17 protein-coding genes are annotated in these 17,537 nt (G+C 58.8%); 10 read left to right on the plus strand and 7 right to left on the minus strand.

Annotated features, from left to right (window positions below; translation table 11 throughout):
* Positions 1 to 92: 92 nt before the first annotated feature.
* Entirely contained in the window at positions 93 to 623 is a 531-nt protein-coding gene (locus BAR1_RS03595; protein ID WP_118941750.1) for an adenine phosphoribosyltransferase, read from the minus strand.
* Between the two features lie 227 nt (positions 624 to 850).
* On the opposite strand from BAR1_RS03595, the gene BAR1_RS03600 reads away from it, so the two are divergent.
* Positions 851 to 1,471: an outer membrane protein gene (locus BAR1_RS03600; protein ID WP_118941751.1), complete on the plus strand. Its 621-nt coding sequence runs from the start codon at positions 851 to 853 to the stop codon at positions 1,469 to 1,471.
* A gap of 50 nt (positions 1,472 to 1,521) precedes the next feature.
* On the opposite strand, the gene ychF is transcribed toward BAR1_RS03600, so the two are convergent.
* Positions 1,522 to 2,619 (minus strand): redox-regulated ATPase YchF, encoded by a 1,098-nt coding sequence (ychF, locus tag BAR1_RS03605; protein WP_118941752.1) that lies wholly within the window; start codon positions 2,617 to 2,619, stop codon positions 1,522 to 1,524.
* Positions 2,620 to 2,904: 285 nt separating this feature from the next.
* Between ychF and BAR1_RS03610 the strand changes: the two genes are divergently transcribed.
* The 3 genes from BAR1_RS03610 to BAR1_RS03620 all read left to right on the plus strand — a co-directional run bounded on the left by BAR1_RS03610 (position 2,905) and on the right by BAR1_RS03620 (position 5,569).
* Positions 2,905 to 3,393: an acyloxyacyl hydrolase gene (locus BAR1_RS03610; protein ID WP_118941753.1), complete on the plus strand. Its 489-nt coding sequence runs from the start codon at positions 2,905 to 2,907 to the stop codon at positions 3,391 to 3,393.
* Between the two features lie 90 nt (positions 3,394 to 3,483).
* The gene (gene trpA / locus BAR1_RS03615) at positions 3,484 to 4,275 is read left to right on the plus strand and encodes a tryptophan synthase subunit alpha (RefSeq protein WP_118941754.1); all 792 of its coding nucleotides are present in this window, start codon (positions 3,484 to 3,486) and stop codon (positions 4,273 to 4,275) included.
* Positions 4,276 to 4,477: 202 nt separating this feature from the next.
* Positions 4,478 to 5,569 (plus strand): phosphagen kinase, encoded by a 1,092-nt coding sequence (locus tag BAR1_RS03620; protein WP_162891657.1) that lies wholly within the window; start codon positions 4,478 to 4,480, stop codon positions 5,567 to 5,569.
* Positions 5,570 to 5,576: 7 nt separating this feature from the next.
* On the opposite strand, the gene merA is transcribed toward BAR1_RS03620, so the two are convergent.
* Genes merA through BAR1_RS03640 form a run of 4 tightly spaced genes read right to left on the minus strand, consistent with a single transcriptional unit; the run spans position 5,577 to position 7,948 of the window.
* On the minus strand, positions 5,577 to 7,007 hold the full coding sequence (gene merA / locus BAR1_RS03625; protein ID WP_118941756.1) for a mercury(II) reductase: 1,431 nt from the start codon (positions 7,005 to 7,007) through the stop codon (positions 5,577 to 5,579).
* Between the two features lie 11 nt (positions 7,008 to 7,018).
* Positions 7,019 to 7,237, minus strand: coding sequence for a mercury resistance system transport protein MerF (gene merF, locus BAR1_RS03630; RefSeq protein WP_118941757.1), 219 nt, complete (start codon positions 7,235 to 7,237; stop codon positions 7,019 to 7,021).
* 4 nt (positions 7,238 to 7,241) lie between these two features.
* A complete protein-coding gene (locus BAR1_RS03635; RefSeq protein ID WP_118941758.1) occupies positions 7,242 to 7,532 on the minus strand; it encodes a cation transporter in 291 nt (96 codons plus the stop codon).
* 11 nt (positions 7,533 to 7,543) lie between these two features.
* Positions 7,544 to 7,948 (minus strand): mercuric transporter MerT family protein, encoded by a 405-nt coding sequence (locus BAR1_RS03640; protein ID WP_118941759.1) that lies wholly within the window; start codon positions 7,946 to 7,948, stop codon positions 7,544 to 7,546.
* Positions 7,949 to 8,022: 74 nt separating this feature from the next.
* On the opposite strand from BAR1_RS03640, the gene BAR1_RS03645 reads away from it, so the two are divergent.
* The 4 genes from BAR1_RS03645 (at position 8,023) to BAR1_RS03665 (ending at position 12,346) form a co-directional block, all read left to right on the plus strand.
* Positions 8,023 to 8,442, plus strand: coding sequence for a MerR family transcriptional regulator (locus BAR1_RS03645; protein ID WP_118941760.1), 420 nt, complete (start codon positions 8,023 to 8,025; stop codon positions 8,440 to 8,442).
* Between the two features lie 115 nt (positions 8,443 to 8,557).
* Positions 8,558 to 10,111, plus strand: a complete 1,554-nt coding sequence (locus tag BAR1_RS03650) for a trimethylamine methyltransferase family protein (RefSeq protein ID WP_162891658.1) — start codon at positions 8,558 to 8,560, stop codon at positions 10,109 to 10,111.
* A gap of 200 nt (positions 10,112 to 10,311) precedes the next feature.
* A complete protein-coding gene (locus tag BAR1_RS03660; RefSeq protein ID WP_118941763.1) occupies positions 10,312 to 11,475 on the plus strand; it encodes an alpha-hydroxy acid oxidase in 1,164 nt (387 codons plus the stop codon).
* 193 nt (positions 11,476 to 11,668) lie between these two features.
* Positions 11,669 to 12,346 carry a 50S ribosomal protein L25/general stress protein Ctc gene (locus BAR1_RS03665; protein ID WP_118941764.1) on the plus strand — a complete coding sequence of 226 codons (678 nt, stop codon included), beginning with the start codon at positions 11,669 to 11,671 and terminating at the stop codon, positions 12,344 to 12,346.
* Positions 12,347 to 12,411: 65 nt separating this feature from the next.
* Here BAR1_RS03665 and BAR1_RS03670 read toward each other — a convergent pair whose 3' ends face one another.
* Complete coding sequence (locus tag BAR1_RS03670; protein ID WP_162891659.1) at positions 12,412 to 13,104, minus strand: FkbM family methyltransferase; 693 nt, start codon at positions 13,102 to 13,104, stop codon at positions 12,412 to 12,414.
* Between the two features lie 90 nt (positions 13,105 to 13,194).
* Here BAR1_RS03670 and pth point away from each other — a divergent pair, with 90 nt between their 5' ends.
* Together pth and BAR1_RS03680 are read left to right on the plus strand one after the other, a co-directional pair.
* A complete protein-coding gene (gene pth, locus BAR1_RS03675) occupies positions 13,195 to 13,872 on the plus strand; it encodes an aminoacyl-tRNA hydrolase (RefSeq protein WP_118941766.1) in 678 nt (225 codons plus the stop codon).
* Between the two features lie 58 nt (positions 13,873 to 13,930).
* Positions 13,931 to 17,527, plus strand: coding sequence for a hydantoinase B/oxoprolinase family protein (locus tag BAR1_RS03680; RefSeq protein ID WP_118941767.1), 3,597 nt, complete (start codon positions 13,931 to 13,933; stop codon positions 17,525 to 17,527).
* Positions 17,528 to 17,537 lie beyond the last annotated feature (10 nt).

Here is a 17,537-nt window from a genome sequence, read left to right on the forward strand (position 1 = left end):
GGGGGCGACGGGGCGTTCATCTAGTCTAGCAAACAGAGGTCTGCTCCCAAACAGACAAGACAGGTTTGCCGTGATTCTGCTTAAGGAAAGGTTTACGCCCCCTCGAATTCGCACAGGACATGCACATCCATACCCATGTCCTCCAGCACCTTGCGCCCGCCCAGTTCCGGCAGGTCGATGATAAAGGATGTGCTGACGATCTCGCCGCCCAACCGTTCGATCAGCTTGATCCCGGCCGCAGCCGTGCCGCCGGTGGCCAGCAAATCATCAACCACCAGAATACGTTCGCCCGCCTTGACTGCATCGTCGTGCATTTCCATCACCGCTTCACCGTATTCCAGCGTATAGGCTTCGGAAATCACGGCACCGGGCAGTTTGCCTTTCTTGCGGATCGGCACAAAGCCGACGGTCAACTGGTGGGCAATCGCCCCGCCAAGGATAAAGCCGCGCGCCTCAAGCCCCACAACCTTGTCGATCTGCATACCGGCATAGGGGTGCAGCATCTGGTCAATCGCCATGCGAAACCCGCGCGGGTCGGCAAACAGGGTGGTGACATCGCGAAACATGATCCCCTCGTGCGGGAAATCCACGATGGTGCGGATATAGTCTTTGACGGATTTCATCTGGAGTCCCCTTTGGTGATCACAACTTTTCAGGATGATTGATAGGCGAGCCAAAGCGCGCAAACAACGGTGTTATTGTCGCAAAGTGGCAAATACGGGAAATATGCGGAATCGGATGCAGAATATGCGTCGATTCTTGATCCCGATCATATTCAGCATTTAGCACAAGTTTTAAACTTTAACAGCCGGTAATCCGGCAGAAGTATTAAGGATAGGGAATTGGAATAATGTGGAAATTCGGTATTGCAGCCCTTGGATTGGGCTTGTTGTCAGCCACGTCGGTATACGCACAATCTGCCTTTGACGGGCGGTATTGGGGGCTAACTCTGGGATATGGAAACGGAGACATGACCCATATCAACCTGCCAGGTGGGGTCGATAATGTTAACGGTGCTATTGCTGGCGGGTTTGTTGGCTGGAATGGCAGCAAGGGCCGGATTGTATACGGGATTGAAGGGGATTTGTCCTTTGGCCGGCTGGACGCATCCCAACCGTGTAACAATCCAACCTGGACTTGCAAGGCCGAGATCAGCGCGCTGGCCACTTTGCGCGGGCGCGTGGGGGTCGAAAGCGGGAAAACCCTGCTGTATCTGACCGGCGGTGTTGCTGCTGCAAGGATGGAATTTTCAACCACCAACAGCGGTGGAACGGTATTTCCCGATACCAATACAGCAACCGGCTGGGTGGCCGGGCTGGGGGTCGAGGGGAAATGGCGCTCCGGTCCGTGGAACTACCGCGTCGAATATATGCACATGGATTTCGGCAAGGAAACCTATCAGACGGATGCTCCTTATATCTCCGATTTTGACAGTGATATCATACGGGTAGGTCTGTCAAAACGCTTCTGAATTCAAAATGGAAGACCTGCCCCGCAAGGATCTGGGCAGGTCTGTCAAAATCAACTGCTGTGCAAAAAGTGCATCACGTCGCCGTCCTGCACCTCGTAGGTTTTGCCCTCGACCCGCATTTTTCCCGCCTCTTTGGCGCCCAATTCGCCGCCCAAACTGACAAAATCGTCATAGGCGATCGTTTCGGCGCGGATAAAGCCTTTTTCGAAATCGCCGTGGATGACACCGGCGGCCTGCGGGGCAAGGGTGCCCTGTCTGATGGTCCAGGCGCGGGCCTCTTTGGGGCCGACGGTGAAATAGGTTTCCAGATGCAGCAATTCGTAACCGGCGCGGATCAGGCGATCCAGACCCGGTTCTTCCAGCCCCATTTCGGACAGGAACATTTCGGCCTCTTCCGGCTCAAGCTGGCTGATTTCTTCCTCAATCGCGGCCGATATGATCACATGCGCGTTGCCCTCGGCAGCGGCCATTTCGGCCACGGCAGCGGAATGGGCATTGCCTTTGGCCGAGGCATCCTCTTCCACATTGCAAACATACAGGATCGGCTTGGTGGTCAGCAGTTGCAGCATTTTCCACGCTTTGGCGTCTTCTTCGTCCACCTCGACCAGACGGGCGGGCTTGCCACTTTCCAGCATCGCCAGCGCGTCCTTTAGCAGACGTTCCTGCTGCACCGCGTCCTTGTCGCCACCGCGCACCTTGCGCACCAGCCCCTGCAGGCGCTTTTCGATCGATTCCATATCGGCCAGCATCAATTCGGTTTCGATGGTTTCAGCATCGGCCACCGGATCAACGCGCCCCTCGACGTGGGTGACATCACCATCTTCAAAGCAGCGCAGCACATGGGCAATCGCATCCACCTCGCGGATCGTGGCCAGAAACTGGTTGCCCAGCCCTTCGCCCTTGGACGCGCCTTTGACCAGCCCGGCAATATCAACGAATGTCATGCGGGTGGGCAGGATCTGTTTGGAGCCGGCAATTTCCGCCAGCTTGTCCAGCCGCGCATCGGGCACGGCCACTTCGCCGACATTGGGTTCAATCGTGCAGAACGGAAAATTCGCGGCCTGCGCGGCGGCGGTTTTCGTCAGCGCGTTGAACAATGTGGATTTGCCGACATTCGGTAACCCGACGATACCCATCTTAAAGCCCATGGTTTGATCCTTGATCCAGTTTCCCGCCGCTTCTAGTCGGTCAGGCAAACAGACGCAAGCCAGCGGCGGTTATCTGCGGGACTGCCTTTGTCTCACCGGATTAACACTTCGCCCTATGTGCGACGGAAACATTTTTCATTCCACATTCCCTGCACCACTCACTTTCTGGTAACTCACTTGTTAATAACGGAAAATCACCCGGTAACACGTTCGGGGTAGGGCGGATTGTGTGAGCTGTCCGCGGCTTCTAGGCTGAAGAGGCACCCATAACCCCGGGAGGATCCCATGAGAAAACTTCTAGCACTATCGGCATTTATCGCATCTATCGCCAGCGCCGCAACGGCAGGGGAATGGGTGTTGGGTGCGGGCAGCAGTCTGTTTCATGATGCCAATTCAAACAGTGGCTCGATCGTATCGTTCGAGTTGCACAGCGAGCCTTTCTTTACCCGCAACCGTTTCAGCCTGCGCTATATGGGCGTTGTCACAGGCCATGCCACGGGCGATGTGTTTGTCGGGGTGGGCCTGTCCAGCGTTTATGATTTCGACAATCGCTGGTATATCGAGGGCAGCATCGCACCGGGGTATTTCAATGAATCCAGCCCGGGTAATGATCTGGGAAGCCCGTTTGAAATCCGGCTGTTGCTGGGGCTGGGGTATGAATTGAACTCGGGTGACAGTATTTCCTTTGCGGCGATGCATAAATCGAACGCCTCGACCGCGTCGCGAAATCCGGGGGTGAACGGGGTATTGTTACGCTATCATCACAGGTTTTAGCCCCATACCGGCAGGCAAGGCCCGCTGAAGGATTGCAATTCGGCGGGAATTTGGGCACATCAGGGCGTATTCAATATAAGGGATGCCCAGATGACACGGATCGACCGCAAATTCGCCGAACTGCAAGCCAAAGGTAAAAAGGCCTTTGTATCCTACATCATGGCGGGGGACCCTGATTTTGACACCTCTCTGGAAATCGTCAAAGGTCTGCCTGCGGCGGGGGTGGATGTGATTGAACTGGGTCTGCCCTTTACCGATCCGATGGCCGACGGCCCGACGATCCAGCTGGCCGGTCAACGGGCGCTGGCGGCGGGAATGACCTTGCAGCGCACATTGGATATGGCGCGGGAATTTCGCAAAACCGATGATACAACGCCGATCGTGCTGATGGGCTATTACAACCCGATCTACAATCGCGGGGTGGACAGGTTTCTGGTGGACGCCAAAGAGGCCGGGATCGACGGGATGATCGTGGTGGACCTGCCGCCCGAGGAAGACAGCGAATTGTGCATTCCGGCGCAGGCGGCGGGGCTGAATTTTATCCGTCTGGCAACCCCTACGACTGATGACGTGCGCCTGCCAAAGGTGCTGCAAAATACCTCGGGGTTTTTGTATTACGTTTCGATCAACGGCATCACCGGCGCCGCCGAGGCCGATGCCGCAGACGTTGGCCCCGAAGTGGCGCGGATCAAGTCGCAGACCGATATTCCGGTGATCGTGGGCTTTGGCATCAACACACCGGACAAGGCCGAAGCGGTGGCCAAGGTGGCGGACGGGGCGGTTGTTGGCTCGGCCATCGTCGGCCGGATCGCGGCAGGCGATAGTGTGGCGGATGTGCTGGCGTTTGTGAAAACGCTGGCGGACGGGGCGCATCGGGCCTAGGGTTTGGAGAACCTTGCAACAGAGGGCCGCGCCTGACCCTGGGAGGGTGCCGCCTGCTGTTGGTTGAAAACGGGCTGTCAGGATACGCAGGGCGTTGTGCCTAATGCAACGCTGCAATGCGCCCTCCCGTGGGGAGGGTCGGGCGCGGCCCGGCGCTGCCGTGCCAAGGTGCCGCGTAATGATTAGGACAAAGGACAAAACCATGAAACAAGACCCGATCGCACAGATTGCCCAAATCAGACAATCCCATCCGAACAACCTGATGGCACGCCATTTCGATATGGCGTATTTCCGCGCTCTGGAACCGGCCCTGCAACAGCGCCTGCTGAAAATCATCGCCTCGGGCATTGCCAACCCCGACAGTTCGATGGGGGCCTATGCGATGGACGCACAGGACTATGCCGATTTCGCGCCGTTCTTCGATGCGCTGATCCATGATTTCCACGGCATCCCTGACGATACCCCGATTGCCCAGCCGCATGATTGGAACACGACGCAGGCGGCTTGTGATCTGGGCGGGATTGATCCGGCGCTGAAAGATGTTTCCATGCGGGTGCGCGTGGCGCGCAATGCGGCGTCCTTTCCCCTGCCCGGCGCGATGAACAGGGATCAGCGGGTGGCGTTTGAAAGCCTTGCGGCGGATGCCTTTGCCAAACTGGCAGAAAATCCGGCCTTCGGCGGCGAATACCTGTCGATCACCCCCGGTTCACCGCACGAGATCAGCGCGGATGAATACGACCGCCGCGTTGCCGCCCACCAGATGTTCAAGGACATGAGCAACGACCGTTTCCTGAACGTCGCGGGGATTTCCGGCGACTGGCCCTATGGGCGCGGCATGTATGTGTCCGAAGATCAGGATTTTCTGGTCTGGGTCGGTGAAGAAGACCACCTGCGCATCATGGCGATGCAAAAGGGTGGCAACCTGAACGCGCTGTTTGACCGCCTGCATGCGGGGCTGACGGTGCTGGAAGGGCTGCTGCCCGAATTCGCCATGTCCGGCAAATACGGCGCGATTGCATCCTGTCCGACCAATCTGGGCGCGGGTATGCGCGCCAGCCTGCATATGAAACTGCCCAAAGTGACCCAGGGCGGCACAGACCTGTCCGCCATTACCGACGCTGCCAAAGGGTTGGGTCTGGCGGTGCGCGGGGCAGGGGGTGAGCATTCGGACGCAGGGGCGGACGGGCTGGTCGATATATCCCCTTCGGCACGGTTGGGGGTGTCGGAAATGCAGATTATGCGGCGACTGTATGACGGGGCGGCGAAGCTGTGGGCGATGGAGAAGGCAGCATAGTGTGCCGTTATCCGGCGCAGCAGCTTAGCTTTGCGACGTCTTTCTCGAAGGTTTGCGCGGCCAGTTTCAGCCCTTCAACCGTTGTCAGATAGGGAAAGATCATCGCGCCAAGGTCGTCATAGGTCATCCCTGCCTTCAGCGCCATTGCCACCGTCTGGATGCTGTCCGCCCCTTCCGGTGCCAGAATATGTGCCCCCAACAGTTTCTTGCTGCTCTTGTCCGCCACCAGTTTGATCAACCCGCGTGTATCGCGTGCCGCCAGGGCGCGCGGAACATGTTCCAGCGGCAGAACCGAGGTGACGGTTTCAATGCCCTGTGCCCCTGCAGCGGCTTCGGTCAGGCCGACGCTGGCCACTTGCGGGTCGGAAAACACCACGGCGGGCATGGTCGAATTGTCATAGGCCAGCCCCGCATCAAGGATTGCATTTTTCGCAGCAATTTTTGCCCCGTAAGCAGCCATGTAAACAAACTGGTCCCGCCCGGTTACATCGCCAGCGGCATAGACATGGGCAAGGCTACTGCGCATCTGTGCATCGGTCACGATGCCGCCGCGTAGGTTGGTCTTTATCCCCGCCACTTCTAACGCCAAAGCATCGGTATTGGGCACGCGCCCTGTGGTCAAAAGCAGACGTTCGGCTGTCACGGCAAGCGGCTTGCCCGCCTGCATGGTCTGCAAACTGACCTGCCCGCCCGTTTGATTGAACCTGCCATAGGTCAGCCCGTCCAGAACCGTGATTCCCTCGTCGGTAAAATACCCCGTCAATGCGGCGCTGATTTCCGGCTCGGCATTCGGCAACAGGCCGTGACGGGTGACAATGGTCACTTCCACCCCCGCCCGCGCAAATATCTGGGCCAGTTCCACCCCGATATATCCGCCGCCCATGATCATCAGCGACTGCGGCAGGACCTCAAGCTCCAGCGCGGTGGTGCTGTCCAGCCAGTCGATGCCCTCCAGACCGGCAATATCGGGCACATGCGGGCGTGATCCTGTGGCAATTATCACCTTGCCTGCCTTGATCGCCTGACCGTTGACCAAAACACTGCCATCGGCCTGAAATTGCGCGGCCCCCTCGATGTAGGTCACGGCATCGTAATTGGGCAGAACGTCGATGTATTTCGCCGCCCGCAGATCGTCCACCAGTGCTTGTTTCTGGCGCACAACAGCGGCCCAGTCGGTAACCTTGGCCGTTGCCGTGATCCCGTCAAACCGGCTGGCCGCTGTGGCGGAATGCATGATTTCGACCGCACGGATCATCGCCTTTGACGGCACGCAACCGACATTGACGCATGTGCCGCCAATGGTGCCATGCCCGATCAAGGCAACATTGGCCCCGTCCTCGGCCGCCGTAATCGCTGCGGAAAATCCGGCAGATCCCGCCCCGATGACAAGCAGGTCAAAACCGCCATCCGGTTTCTTGTCGCTACAGCAATCTTTCATTTCGATAATCCTTATTGGGCTGCACCAGACTGACCACGTTTGCGCCAAAGTGCATAGATCGTCAGCAGGATGAATATGCCAAGGGCCGGAAACAGCACATAATCCAGATAGCCGACCAAGGCCGACAGGCCGACGATGCCAAACAGCACCACCAGAACCGGAGTAAAGCAGCACAGCGCAGCCGTAACGGTGCCGATGATGCCGACCTTTAACAATGATTTATCATTCATGGGGTCAGGACTCGCCGTCTGTCACCGTCGCTTCATATCCGGCCGAGGCCGAGGCGGCGGCGATATCGTCAACTGTCGCGATTTCGTCGTCAAAAACAACGAGGGCGGTTCGTGTGTCTGAATCCGCCGTCACCGATATGACGCCATCAACACCGCCCATTGCGGATTCAACGATAAAGGGGCAACTGGCGCAATACATGCCGGGGACGGCAAATTTTACGGTTTGTTCGGCTGCAAACAGCGGCGCGGCAACCAATAGGCCAATCAGGGCAAAGGCGGGCATTTGTAGTTTCATAAGGTTTCCTTTCAAAGTCCAAGCATGACGGGGGCAATAATCGGCGCGATCCAGTTCCAGAAAATTGCCAGAATTATCAATAAGGTAGAGCCGAACAACGCCCCTTTGACCAACCTGTTGGGCAAGGGTCGGGCGCAGGCTTTGCCATCGCAGCAATCTTGGGGTTTGCGATATACCAGCCAGTAACCATAGCCCAGAAACCCGAGCGTGATCACAATGAAGAATGGCTTATAGGGGGCCAGAGCGGTCAGATTGCCGACCCACGCGCCGGAAACTCCAAGGCTGAACAGGATCAAAGGAATGATGCAACAGCTGGAAGCCGCAACCGCCCCAAGGATACCGCCTGCCGCAATCATACGGTTCTTGCGGCTTTGGCTGGTGGATTGCTGTCCCTGTAGATTAGTTGTTTCAGTCATAGTTATCACTCGCGGTTGGTGCTACGGGATGATATATAGGATCTGTAGCAACTACAGATACAAGAGGTTTTCCGATGAACGGGATCACGAACACGCGAGCCTATCCGATTGGCCGGATGTCGCGCGAAACCGGCGTCAATATCGAAACGATCCGCTATTATGAACGGATCGGGTTGCTGCCAAAGCCGGATCGGACGGCAGGGGGCAACCGGCAATATAATCATGATCAGCTAAAGCGGTTGTTCTTTATCCGGCGGGCGCGCGGGCTGGGGTTTGCACTTGATGAAATCCGGGACCTGTTCGAAATGGCGGATCGTCAGGATTTCTCTTGTAGCGAGGTGCATGATCTGACGGTTGATCATCTGGCCTCGGTTCGGGACAAAATCGCCAACCTGAAAAAGCTGGAAAAGATGTTGTCGGATATGGTTTCCCAATGCAGCCGCGGGGATGTGCCCGAATGTCCCATTCTGGATGCTTTGTTCGAGGTTAACTAGGGCATCGTATTTGCCAGCGCATTCCGGCTTTGCTAACCTGACCCTGCTCAAGTCGGCAGGCAGTGAGCGAAATCGGTGTGTGCCATATCAAATCTGTTCGTCAGAAAGGTATGACATGACACAAAGACCAAAACGCCGGGGTCGTAAATCACCGCCGCAATCCGTAAAACCCGCCGACGCTTTTTCCATCGACCCTGTGTTCGCCACCCGACCGGGGTTTGGCTTTCTGGATGCCGACCGGCTGGAATTCATGCAGTCCCGTGCTTTCGCCCTGCTACAGGATTACGGCGTTATGGTGGTGCATCCCGCCGCCAAAGCCGCGTTTCTAAAGGCCGGTGCGAAAGAGGGGGCCGAGGCCGGACGCATCCGTCTACCCCGCGAACTGGTTGAGGAGGCATTGGCAGCCACGCCGAAAACCGCGCTGTTTGCAGGGCGCAAACCGGAATTCGACATGCAGGTGCCGCGCCCCGATGCGGGCTTTATCCTGCGCACTGGGACGGGTGGGCACGGTTATGTTGACCCGCGGGATGCCAGCTATCGCAATATGGATGTGCAGGCGGCGCGGGAAATTGCAGCGGTGGCCAATGATCTGGACCAGATCGGATTTATCGCCCACCCCTTCGTGCATGGCGTGCCCGAGGTCACGGCAGATATCCACGCCTATGCAGCGATAACTGCAAACACCCATAAACACGTCTGGATGCAGCCCTATCAAAAGGAAAACATCGAATATCTGATGAAAATCGCGGCGATTGCGGCGGGGGGCGAAGATGTGCTGCGGGCGCGGCCCTCGACCAGCGTGATCACCTGTTCCTTTACCCCGCTGGAATTCAAATACATGGACACCGAGGTGATCATTCAGGCCGGACAATACGGCGTGCCGATCCATGCCTGTTCGTTGCCCTCGGCCGGTGGAACGGCGCCTTTGTCGGTGCCATCCCTTGCGCTGATGGCGGCGGCGGAAATTCTGGGGATGATGACCATGACGCATATCCTTGCGCCGGGCACGCCGGTGATCGCCACCCCGCTGATGTTCGCGCTGGATATGCGCACGGGCAGCGCGCTGCAATCCAGTGTCGAGGCGATGCAGGCGGCGAATATGGCGATCCAGTTGATGAAAAGCTTTGGCATGATGACGCATACTTACGGCTCGGGCTCGGACACGCCGGATGCCGATCACCAGTCGATGGCGGAACGGGCGATGCTGATGCAGAACGTCGCACTTGCGGGGGCCGATATTCTGGGCGGTGTGGGGCAATTGGAGTGTGCCACGGTGTTTTCGCCGGTGCAGGCAGTGCTGGACAATGAAATCGGCGCGATGGTGCGGCGGTTCCTGCGCACGCCCGCGATTGATGATGCCAGCCTGAACTGGGACGGGATGATGCAGGTTGCGGTTGGCGGGCATTTTCTGGACAGCGACCATACGGTTGCCCAGTGCCGTGATCAGTTCATCCCTACGGTGTTCCAGCGCGACGGGCGCGATGATTACGAAAAGAACGACAGGCGCGGCGCGTTCGAGGCGGCGCGGGATGCAGCGCTGGCCTCGATTGCGGGGGCGCCCGGGGGCGGAATGCTGGACGAGGACCAGACCCGCGAGATTGCCGAACTGGCGGCCAAGGCCGATGAACATATCGTGCGGGTCTATTCGGGGCGGGTCGAAACGATATAGAGGGTGTCGCGCCTGATTGGATTTCCCGCATTCATTGGCCGGACCGAGGCCGCGTTCGCGGTAGCGATTGCGTTCGGTCCGGTTGATGAATTCAATTTGGTGCGACATGCTCAAGGGTCGGGTTTGGGCTTGAGTTTTGCGGCGTATTGGTCGCAAGGTTTGACCAATACGCACAGTTTTGAGTCGTGAAAGGATGCCCGATGGCCGTGATCACCAATATTGACGATCTAAAACAGATTTACCGGCGCCGTGTGCCCAAGATGTTTTACGACTACGCCGAAAGCGGTAGCTGGACCGAACAGACCTTTCGCGAGAACGTCACGGATTTTGACAAGATCCGCCTGCGCCAGCGGGTCGCAGTGGATATGACCGGACGCAGCACTGCCACGCAGATGATCGGCGAGGATGTGAGCATGCCCGTCGCGCTGGCCCCCGTGGGCCTGACCGGAATGCAATGCGCCGATGGCGAGATCAAGGCGGCCAAAGCGGCCGAGGATTTCGGCGTGCCTTTTGTGCTGTCCACCATGTCGATCTGCTCGATCGAGGATGTGGCCGAGAACACCACAAAACCCTTCTGGTTTCAGGTCTATACCCTGAAGGACGATGATTTCATGAAACGCCTGTTTGATCGGGCGCGGGCGGCGAACTGTTCGGCCATCGTGATTACGGTTGATCTGCAACTGCTGGGCCAGCGCCACAAGGATCTGAAAAACGGCCTGTCCGCCCCGCCCAAACTGACGGTAAAATCCGTGGCCAACATGATGACCAAGGTGCAGTGGGGCCTTGGTATGCTGGGCACCAAACGGCGGTTTTTCGGCAATATCGTTGGCCATGCTGCCGGTGTGACCGACCCGTCCAGCCTGTCGGAATGGACGGCAAGCGCCTTTGACCAAACACTGGATTGGGACCGGATCAGGCAGTTCAAAAAGATGTGGGGCGGCAAGGTGATCCTGAAGGGGATACTGGATGTCGAGGACGCGAAAAAGGCGGTGGATGTCGGGGTGGATGCGATCATCGTGTCCAATCACGGCGGGCGGCAACTGGACGGGGCGCTGAGCGCGATCCGCGCGCTGGGGCCGATTCTGGAGGCCGTTGGCGACAATGTAGAGGTGCATCTGGACAGCGGTATCCGTAGCGGTCAGGACGTGCTGAAGGCGATGGCGATGGGGGCCAAAGGCACCTATATCGGGCGGGCCTATACCTATGGTCTGGGGGCGATGGGTCAGGCGGGCGTGACCAAGACGCTTGAAGTGATCCACCGCGAAATGGACCTGACGATGGGGTTGTGTGGACGGCGCAGGATTGACGAACTGGACCGCGATGTGCTGCTGATACCCAAGGGGTTCGCGGGGGAGTGGGAGTAGAAACCCGACCGGCCCGGGCCGTCTGGAAAGCGTATGATTTGGGTCTGCTTTGCGTATGGCAAATGTGCATAATGTGAAGGGTGGTATTTTCGCACGAGTTTTTCCTTCACATACCCGCGATTCCCGTCTATACGCGCGACTTCACGCGGGACTACACCCTTGGAGGAGCCCGCACTAACCTAGGAGAATTACAATGGCTGGCAAGATTCCAGATCTTATTGTCACGGAACGCACGGGGACAGGCAAGGGGGCCGCCCGTCAAGCACGCCGTGACGGCATGGTGCCCGGTGTCGCATATGGCGGCAGCGCAGACCCGCTGCCGATCAACATCCCCTTCAACGTGCTGATCAAATACCTGCGCGCAGGCGGCTTTCTGTCGACCCTGTTCAACCTGAAAGTCGAAGGCCACGACGACGTGCGCGTCATCTGCCGCGACATCCAGCGCGATGTTGTCAAAGACCTTCCGATCCACGTTGATTTCCTGCGTCTGCACCGCGACAGCCGCATCGACCTTGCGATCCACGTCGAGTTCATCAACGAAGAAGAATGCGTTGGTTTGGCCAAAGGTGGCGTTCTGACAGTTGTGCGTCCCGAAGTGGAACTGAACGTGCTGGCTGGCGACATTCCGGATCACATCACTGTGGATCTGGCCGGTCTGGACGTTGGCGATACGATCACCATTTCCAGCATCGAACTGCCCGAAGGTGTGACACCGACAATCACCGACCGTGATTTCGTGATTGCCAACGTGCAAGCGCCGACCGTTGCAACAGCCGAAGACGAAGCCGCCGATGCAGAAGCAGCCGAATCCGCTGAAGGCGAAGCAGCCGAGGGTGAAGAGGCAGCAACCGAAGAGGGCGCCGAGGAGTAATCCTACCCCTCATTTGCTAATATTTGAACGCGGGGCCAATTCGGCCTCGCGTTTGCGTTTTCAGCCTATACTTCGTCTGCGACCCGCTTAAAAACCACCACCTGCCCGCGTGAGCCGATTGGGCAATAGGTGAGACCGGAGGCGGACATTTGGTCGAATATCTGTTTGATGACCCGATCGGGATATAGGGTTGGGTGCAGTTCGATCACCAATAAGCGGATATGTTCGGGCCAGAGGCTATCGAACAGCCCTTCCTCGCCACCCTCGATATCCATAATGACAACCGTTGGCTTGTGCTCTTGAAACAACGTGCCGATTTTGATTGCCGGTACCTTGACCGATTTCGTCGATTTCCATTTCTTAGCAATTGTCGGATTAAGGGATGATGCCCAAAAAGCCGCGGTTATATGGAATGTAATTTGGTCCTCTGAAAAATCGTCAGGCACGACGGCGGCATTCACCACGGTCACGTCCTCAAGCGCGTTTGCTGTCAGGTTTTTCTCGATCACCGGTATCATTTTCGGGTTGGCCTCGATTGCCAACAGGTTTCCCGCATCAATCCGGCAGGCAATCTGCATCGCGACATATCCGGTACCGGCCCCCAGCTCCAGCACGCGGTCCTGTTCTTCAATATGCTTTTTCACGGCATGGGTCTCGTGGCCTTCATATCGTCCGCCTTGCATTGACCTGCGGATGTTGTCGTTCATCAGGTGATCGGGGATACGCAGTATGAAACTGTCTATCAGGTACTTGGGCAACTTGACCTCATTTATTGCAATATTGTTGCGTTGCAACCCGACTAGCATTTTCCTAATACTGTTGCATTGTAATTCTATCGGAGAAGCAGTGTGCGTTTGTTTGTCGGCCTTGGAAATCCCGGTGCGAAATATGCGCACAACCGGCACAACGTCGGGTTCATGGCGTTGGAACAGATTGCTTTGGGCCACGGCTTTGGCCCGTGGCGCGGCAAGTTCCAGGGCAGTGTTGCCGAAGGCCGGCTGGGGCGTGAAAAGGTGATCCTGCTGAAACCGGAAACTTTCATGAACCTGTCGGGTCAGTCAGTGGGCGAAGCGATGCGGTTCTACAAGCTTACGCCAGATGACGTGGTGGTTTTCCATGACGAACTGGATCTGGCCCCCGGCAAGATCCGCGTCAAACAGGGTGGCGGCCATGCGGGCCACAACGGTTTGCGCTCGATCCATCAGCATATCGGGCCGGACTATGGCCGTGTGCGGATCGGCATTGGCCATCCGGGCCACAAGGACCGCGTGTCGGGCTATGTGTTGCATGATTTCGCCCGTGCGGATGCCGAATGGCTGGACGATCTGCTGCGCGGTATTGGTGACGGGGCAGTTGATCTGGCCGAAGGGGACAGTGCAAAATTTCTGAATGCGATCGGCCTGCGGATGAAGCCGCCGGTCAAGGCCAGTAAGGCCGAAAAATCGTCTGCCGTGAAGGATGCGCCAAAGCCGGAACCGGTGGATGATCGCAACCCGATGCAAAAACTGATGGATAAATTCAGGTAGTTGCGTTGACTTCCTTCGCCGGTTTCGCAAAGTCTTGTCCGACAAAAAGGAGTGGGACATGGGCCAAGCGCAATGGGAATTCTGGATCGACCGTGGCGGCACCTTTACCGATGTGGTGGCGCGCCGCCCCGATGGCGGGGTGGTGACGCATAAACTGCTGTCCGAGAACCCCGAACGCTACAGGGATGCGGCGGTACAGGGTATTCGCGAATTGCTGGGGCTGGGGGCGGATGATCCGATGCCCGAAGGCGCGATTTCGGCGGTCAAGATGGGCACTACGGTGGCCACCAATGCCCTGTTGGAGCGCAAGGGCGAACGCACGCTGCTGCTGATCACCGAGGGGTTTCGCGACCTGCTGCTGATCGGCTACCAGACCCGCCCAAAACTGTTTGATCTGGAAATAAAACGCCCTGATCTGCTGTATGAAGACGTGGCCGAAGTGCCCGGGCGGCTGGATGCGGATGGCGGGGTGGTGACTCCGCTGGATGAAGGCGCGGCGCGGGCGGCCTTGCAGGCGGGTTATGACAGCGGCATCCGCGCGGTGGCGATCGCGTTCCTGCACGGCTATCTGAACCCCGCGCACGAGGCCCGCGTGGCTGAAATTGCCCGCGAGGTCGGTTTCACGCAGGTTTCGGTCAGCCATCAGGTTTCGCGACTGGCCAAGCTGGTCGGGCGTGGCGATACCACGGTTGTGGATGCCTATCTGTCGCCCATTCTGCGGCGCTATGTGGAACAGGTCGCGGGCGCGCTGGATGTGGGCAAGGGGGGCTGCGAGCGGCTGTTGTTCATGCAGTCCAACGGTGGTCTGACCGACGCGGCGCTGTTTCAGGGCAAGGATGCGATCCTGTCGGGACCGGCGGGCGGGATCGTCGGCATGGTGAAAACCGGCGAAGTGGCGGGGTATCAGCGGCTGATCGGCTTTGACATGGGCGGCACGTCTACGGATGTCAGCCACTATGCAGGCGCTTACGAGCGGTCCTTTGAAACCGAGGTGGCCGGTGTGCGGATGCGCGCGCCGATGATGGATATTCACACGGTGGCCGCCGGTGGTGGCTCGATCCTGACCTTTGCGGACGGGCGTTATCAGGTGGGGCCTGAAAGTGCGGGCGCCGATCCGGGACCGGCCTGTTACCGGCGCGGTGGGCCACTGACGGTGACCGATTGCAACGTGATGCTGGGCAAACTGAACGCGGATCATTTCCCGCATGTGTTCGGCCCGAACGGCGACCTGCCGCTGGATGTGGATGTGGTGCGCCGCAAGTTCGCGGAAATGGCTGCGGAAATCGCTGCCGCCACGGGCCTGCCGCTGCAATCGCCCGAGGCGGTGGCCGAAGGGTTCCTGCGCATCGCGGTTGATAACATGGCCAACGCGATCAAGAAGATCAGCGTGCAGCGCGGGCATGATGTGACCGGCTATACCCTGCAATGTTTCGGTGGTGCGGGCGGGCAGCACGCCTGCCTTGTGGCCGATGCGCTGGGTATGCGCCGCGTGTTCGTGCACCCCTATGCGGGGGTGTTGTCGGCCTATGGCATGGGGCTGGCCGAGATCCGCGCGCTGCGCGAACGGCAGGTGGATGTGCCGCTGGAACAGGTGGCGCAGGCGGGCGCGGTGCTGGCGGGTATTCGGGCCGAGGCCGAAGCCGAGGTGCAGGCGCAAGGGGTGGCGCAGGTGACGTGCATTGAAATGGCATATCTGCGCTATGACGGCTCGCATCAGGCGCTTGAGGTGCCGTTTGGCACAGCGGCGGAAATGCAGGCGGCGTTCGAGGCCGCGCATAAGCAGCGGTTCGGGTTTATCTCGCCAAAGCGGGCGATCCTGTTTGATATGGTCAGCGCCGAAGCGGTGGGCGATACGGGCGAAGCCCCCAAGGCGCTGGGCCACAAGGGTGGCGCGGCCGAACCGGTGGCGCATGTGCCGTTCTATGCGGAGGGCGCGGCGCAGGAGGCTCCGTTGTTCAACCGCGAGGATCTGGGGCAGGGGGCCAAGGTGGCCGGCCCTGCGATTATTACCGAGCCTACGGGCACCAATATCATCGAGGCAGGCTGGGTGGCGCAGGTCGATGCGCTGGGCAATCTGGTGATCGAGCGCGGGCAAAAGAAACAGCGCGCAGCCGCGGCCGGAACCGATGCCGACCCCGTGTTGCTGGAAGTATTCAACAACCTGTTCATGTCGGTGGCCGACCAGATGGGCGCGACATTGGCCAATACATCATGGTCGGTGAACATCAAGGAACGGCTGGATTTTTCCTGTGCGATTTTTGATGTGCACGGCGATCTGGTGGCCAACGCGCCGCATGTGCCGGTGCATCTGGGGTCGATGGCCGACAGTATCAAAACCGTGATGCGGGAAAACGCGGGCGATATTCACGAGGGCGACGCCTTTATGCTGAATTCGCCCTATAATGGCGGCACGCATTTGCCCGATGTCACGGTGGTGACGCCGGTTTTTGTGGAGGGGGAAATCGTGTTCTGGCTGGGATCACGCGGGCATCACGCCGATATTGGCGGGCGCACGCCGGGGTCGGCCCCGCCTGACAGCACGCATATTGATGAAGAAGGCGTGCTGATCGACAACGTGCGCCTGATGTCGCGCGGCAAGCTGTTGGAGGGGGAAGCCGAAGCGGTTCTGGCCTCGGGCCGGTATCCCTGTCGCAACATCGCCCAGAACATGGCCGATCTGAAGGCGCAGGTGGCGGCGAATGAAACCGGACGCCAGGCGTTACTGGGCGTGGTTGATCAATTCAGCCTGCCGGTGGTGCGGGCCTATATGGGCCATGTGCAGGGCAACGCCGAAGAATCTGTGCGTCAGGTGATCGGGCGGCTGAAGGACGGGGAGTTCACCTATCCGATGGACAGCGGCGCGGTGATCAAGGTCAGGGTGACGGTGGATCGGGACGCGCGGGAAGCGGTGATAGATTTCACCGGCACCTCGCCGCAGGACACGGGCAATTACAACGCGCCTTTTGCGGTCTGTTCGGCGGTGGTGCTTTATGTGTTTCGCACTATGGTGGGGGCGGACATTCCGCTGAACCAAGGGTGTTTGAAACCGCTGAAAATCATTGCGCCCAAGGGCACATTCCTGAACCCCGAATATCCGGCGGCGGTGATTGCGGGCAATACCGAGGTGTCGCAGGCGACCTGTAATGCCCTATACGGCGCACTGCATGTAATGGCTTGTTCGCAGGCCACGATGAACAATTTCATCTGGGGCAACGAGGCGTTCCAGAATTACGAAACCATCGCCGGTGGCACGGGGGCAGGGCCGGGGTTTGATGGATGCGATGCGGTGCAAAGCCATATGACCAACACGCTGATGACTGACCCCGAAATTCTGGAAAAACGCTTTCCGGTGCGGCTTGAGGCCTTCGGGATAAGGCAGGGTTCGGGCGGCGCGGGGCGCTGGTCCGGCGGCAACGGGGCTGTGCGGGTGATGCGTTTTCTGGAGCCGGTGAAGGTGACGACCCTGTGTTCGCGCCGCGTGGTGGCACCGTTCGGGGTGGAAGGTGGCGCGGACGGGGCTGTGGGCGTGAATGTGGCGGTGATGCCGGATGGAACACGGTTGGAGCTGAAGGGCAATGACGAGATCGATTTGCCCGCTGGCGGGGTGTTTGAAATGCAAACGCCCGGTGGCGGTGGCTGGGGGAAAGCCGAATAAAGCACAGATG

The sequence above is a fragment of the Profundibacter amoris genome, from assembly GCF_003544895.1.
GTDB lineage: Bacteria > Pseudomonadota > Alphaproteobacteria > Rhodobacterales > Rhodobacteraceae > Profundibacter > Profundibacter amoris.